General features: G+C 42.8%; 3 protein-coding genes. 1 reads left to right on the top strand and 2 read right to left on the bottom strand.

From position 1 onward, the window contains the following. Nucleotides 1-270: 270 nt before the first annotated feature. Nucleotides 271-1509, top strand: a complete 1239-nt coding sequence (locus tag H6H03_RS39260) for a hypothetical protein (protein WP_190960374.1) — start codon at nucleotides 271-273, stop codon at nucleotides 1507-1509. Nucleotides 1510-1861: 352 nt separating this feature from the next. On the opposite strand, the gene H6H03_RS39265 is transcribed toward H6H03_RS39260, so the two are convergent. Further along, nucleotides 1862-3454 carry an alkaline phosphatase D family protein gene (locus H6H03_RS39265; RefSeq protein WP_190960375.1) on the bottom strand — a complete coding sequence of 531 codons (1593 nt, stop codon included), beginning with the start codon at nucleotides 3452-3454 and terminating at the stop codon, nucleotides 1862-1864. A gap of 144 nt (nucleotides 3455-3598) precedes the next feature. After that, the gene (locus H6H03_RS41060) at nucleotides 3599-4354 is read right to left on the bottom strand and encodes a hypothetical protein (protein ID WP_242058235.1); all 756 of its coding nucleotides are present in this window, start codon (nucleotides 4352-4354) and stop codon (nucleotides 3599-3601) included. Between the last annotated feature and the right edge of the window lie 57 nt (nucleotides 4355-4411).

A 4411-nucleotide genomic window follows, 5' to 3' on the forward strand; every position in this document is an offset into this window, starting at 1 on the left:
AAAAACAACATCGACTGGCTGGTTCGGGGGCTTATACCCGTCGTCCGATTAAACGCATTAAGACTCTTCTTGAGCATTGGCTATGACCATGCCACTTGACCCACTAGAACAGTAAAGGACTATCATGCGTTTTCAGTTGTGTGTTAAGTACTAGAGATGTGATTGAGCTACACAAGAAAGAGTGCAAATCTCAGTCGCCCCAATAACATACTTGCAATAGACGTGAAAGTAATAGCCCGAACGCGGAATTAAAACTTCATGGATACTTAGATGCAGATACAGCCTCCTCCCCAAAAATTTCTTCTAACACTATTGTCAATTAAAGATTATTACGCTCCACTGGTAGAAAAGTATGGAAAATTGTACACAGAAGCTTTAGAGAATCTAACTCATGTAGAAGCACTGTTATCTAACTGGGCTTTGAAAGAGGAGGCAGACACTAATGGCTCCTCTGGAGAAGCGACAGAAGAAATTTTGACTTTACCTGCTCAAAAAAGCTTGGATAGCAATTCTGGTGAGGACTCGAAAACCGAACCAGAATTAGGAGAAGCGAACGAGACTGACGTACCACAAGTAAGCGATTTAGTAACAGAAAACGTATCTTCTCAAAGCCAAGAAGATATCAACTTGCCACTAGAAGAGAACCAGCCTGCTTCTGGTGTGGTAGAAAGCTTGTCTAATGGTGAAAGCTTTGAGATTCCCCAGACTCAAATTCAATCTGATGAGTCTTTTTATGCTGCCCAAGAAAGCAAAACTTTCGACAACAGTGACAACAGTGACAACAGTGTAGAAACCACCAGCGAATTAGTCCAGCCCAGTACTATTTCCTCATCCCTCCTTGAAGATGAACCAGCAGCAGCAGAGTCTACCAGCTTAGAACAAGCAAGCAGTGCGCCAAACAAATCGTTGTTGGGGCAGGACATTCCAATGGTGGGTGAATACCACTCTCTAAGACGCATCGAAGCGGTTGAAAAGCTGTTACATCAACATATTGGTAGTGTCTGCCATATAGATTTGATTGTGCGATCGCTGTATGGAGAGTTAGAGCCAAAAACAACTAAAGTAGTAAAAGGTAGAGTCCACTCAACACTGACTCAAGGAAAAGAAAGCGGTAAATGGTCGCTCGTTCCGGGTAAACCTGGTTACTACACCAAAGATTTGAAATTACTCAACTCGTCGCGCAAAAATAGTTCTTCAAAGCCGAGTCCAACTCAATCCAAAAAACCAGACCCACACGCCAAAGCTAATAGCATTCCCATGAAAGCAGAGTTTGACGGGAAGTTTTTGATTGATGCGATTAGTTCGTTGATGCAAAAGAATCCTACAACAGTTTTTGATGTGCCTGAAGTTATCAACCAATTATATGGAAAACTCAAACCAGAACAGGTGCAACAAGTTAGACCAAGCGTACTGAACGAATTATCGCGCGGTTACCGCACAGGAAGATTCTCTAGAGTGCCAGAGGAAAAAGGACTTTACATTTGGGATTCTAAGTTGCTGCCAGACTGATAGCAATTCCCTGCTTTTCGCACTCTTGCTACGCCCCGCTACGAAAAGCGCAGCGTCTCGTAGAGAAGAGAGCAATTCGCAATTAAGAAAGCTAAATTGTACAAGGGTTGGTTAATCAACAAGTTCTGCTCAGATTAATTCTGATAACATCTGTTCCAAAATATCTTGAAGTAATTCTTCCTTAGAGGAATATAGAGAAACTGGGCCAGCAAGAAATTCTTGAATAGTCAGTTTCTGCTGTTGAAAATCCTTGACAAAATCTCGAATTTGAGAAATGACTTGGATTTGAGATTCTATAGTTTAGCGTTAGCGAATCAACTCCTTTAATGAGGCAGTGACAGCCCTTTGCTTTCTATACACGAATCGCACCTGGCCGATCGTTCTCAACAACAAACGAAGCAAAAGTGTATATAGGGGCATCTGGACGGCTTACAGTGGTAACAATACGCAGGTCAGTCTGCCAACGTTTGTAGTTAAGGTTAACTCGGAAATAGCCTCGGCGATCGCCATCAAAGAACTTAATGTGTGGGTTTTCTGGAATCTTTGGGCCATAGTAGGGGCCGTAGACATTTGCATCACCATTACTAGTAATCGAAGGAGTCACGAACTCTGTAGCCACTGTTGGAGAGTTAGAAGCCTTAAAGTTCAGCTTCAGGTCATTAACAAATGTAGAGTGCCAATCGCCAGTAATCACCACTGGGTTAGAAATCCGGCGGCTGGCGATGTGACTTAAAACACGATTACGTGCAAGCGGATATCCATCCCATGAGTCGTTCCAAAAGATTTCGCCTGGCCCGACTTGATGATCTAGTTGTGCCATTAGTACTTGTTGGGCAAGTATATTCCAACGTGCTTGAGAACGGTCAAGACCATCAAGCAGCCAGCGTTCCTGCTGAGTACCGAGCATAGTTTTAAATGGATCTAGCGCTGCTGGGCAACGGGGTGTTTCACCATCACCGCATGGCTGATCGCTCCGATACTGGCGGCTATCAAGTACGTTAAACTCAGCCAGATTGCCAAAAGTCAGCCGACGGTAAATCAGCATATCTGGCCCCTGTGGTAGGGAAAATTCCCGTAGTGGCTGATGCTCATAATAAGCCTGATAAGCAGCTGTACGCCTTTTGAGAAACTTTTTGACCGGATCGTTATTTTCCGAAATGTCATCGGTATAGTCATTTTCAACTTCGTGGTCGTCCCAGGTGACTATAAAGGGAAACAAGGCGTGAGCTTTTTGTAAATCGGGGTCAGTTTTATATAGAGCATATCGAAGGCGGTATTGCTCAAGGGTATTCGTTTCTTTTCTAAATTCTTCAGGTAAAGAAACGTTGCGTACACCACCTGTGGCAGGGATACCGTATTCGTAAATATAATCACCTAAGTGAAAAACCAAATCTAAATTTTCTTCAGCTAAGCGACGATAAGCAGAATAGAAACCATCCTCCCATTTTTGGCAAGTAACAAACGCAAAGTTCAGCTGATTTAACCTAGCGCCAATCGCTGGAGCAGTACGGGTACGACCAATGGGACTATCTTCACTACCCACTGTAAACTGATACCAATACCAACGGTCAGGCTGTAACCCACGCACATTGACATGGACAGAATGCGCTAATTCAGGGGTTGCTAGTGTTACGCCCCGTAGCACAACTTTTCTCATGTTCTCATCCGAAGCAATTTGCCACCGTACTGGCACGTTTACAGGCGGTATTCCACCACCATTTAAAGGATCTGGAGCTAGCCTTGTCCATAAAATTACGCTATCTGGTAAAGGATCGCCAGAAGCAACACCAAGGCTGAAAGGATAGGCAGAGAATCTTGACTTGGCGGCAACTTTATGAGTCCAAAGACTGGCCATAGCACTTGCAGTCAATGTCCCAGCACCGAGCAGGAAACGTCGCCGCTTTGCTGTAGTTGATAGCAAGCGCTGAAAATTTACACGCTCCATAAAATCCTTACCTACAAAAAAAGCAAAACTTAGATTTTAAGTATTTACGTATTAACAAAATTAATTAGTAAATCAGGTTTAATTGCAGCTTAAGAAGCTATTAATATTCCAATAAGATTTATTCACCATAGCCAGCAAACAAAGTCAACTTGACAATGGAAAGGCAGATGCTAGTACCCAACCAAAAAATAAAGTACTACCAAGAGCATAACCCCAAGAATTATTCAGCAATCCAGAACAAAATGATAAAATCAACATAAATACGGGAAATAATGGCAGTAAGAGGTAAATAAAGCTTAGTTGTGGCAGATAAGAAACCACTAGAATAAAACCACCTACTAAGACTGTGCTTTGTCCGAGCCACCACAAAAATCGCTGACCAAAATTCAGATTTTGCTGCGCCACTCCAGAAGCTAAAAACCAAGGAAAACAAGCTACTGCCAGAATAGGAAAAATCTGCAAACGTGATGTAATTAACCACCACTGTAACCATACTACCTGTGCCATTGCCCCAAAACCAATCCACAAGATGATAAACAAAGCTATGGCAATTACCAAAGCTCTAGGTGATGGCATTTGTAGCCGTCTCATCACAATCAGCCAACTTAAACCTGCAACCCCAAACCAAATACTAACTGCTCCACCGACTAATACTCCACCCAAACTGTCGAGGGAGCCTAATCGATTGATTAACATCAGTGTACCAGTGGCGACAAAAGGTGCTATCAATAAACCAATCCAGCTTTTTAACTGTGCTGTTTTGTGAGTGCTAGAAGAAGTAGCCAAAACGGGTGCTCCCACTTTGTTAAGCAACGCTAACGCTGCAAGCATTATTAGCCATCCTAACAAGTAGACTTGTCCGAAAACTCCAAAGCCAGACTGTTCAAAGCTTTTAGACAAAACTTTGATATCTTCGTAAAAACGGAGTCATAAGGGTTTGATATAGTTAGTGATAGT

The organism is Nostoc paludosum FACHB-159 (genome assembly GCF_014698835.1).
Taxonomy (GTDB): Bacteria; Cyanobacteriota; Cyanobacteriia; order Cyanobacteriales; family Nostocaceae; genus Nostoc; species Nostoc paludosum.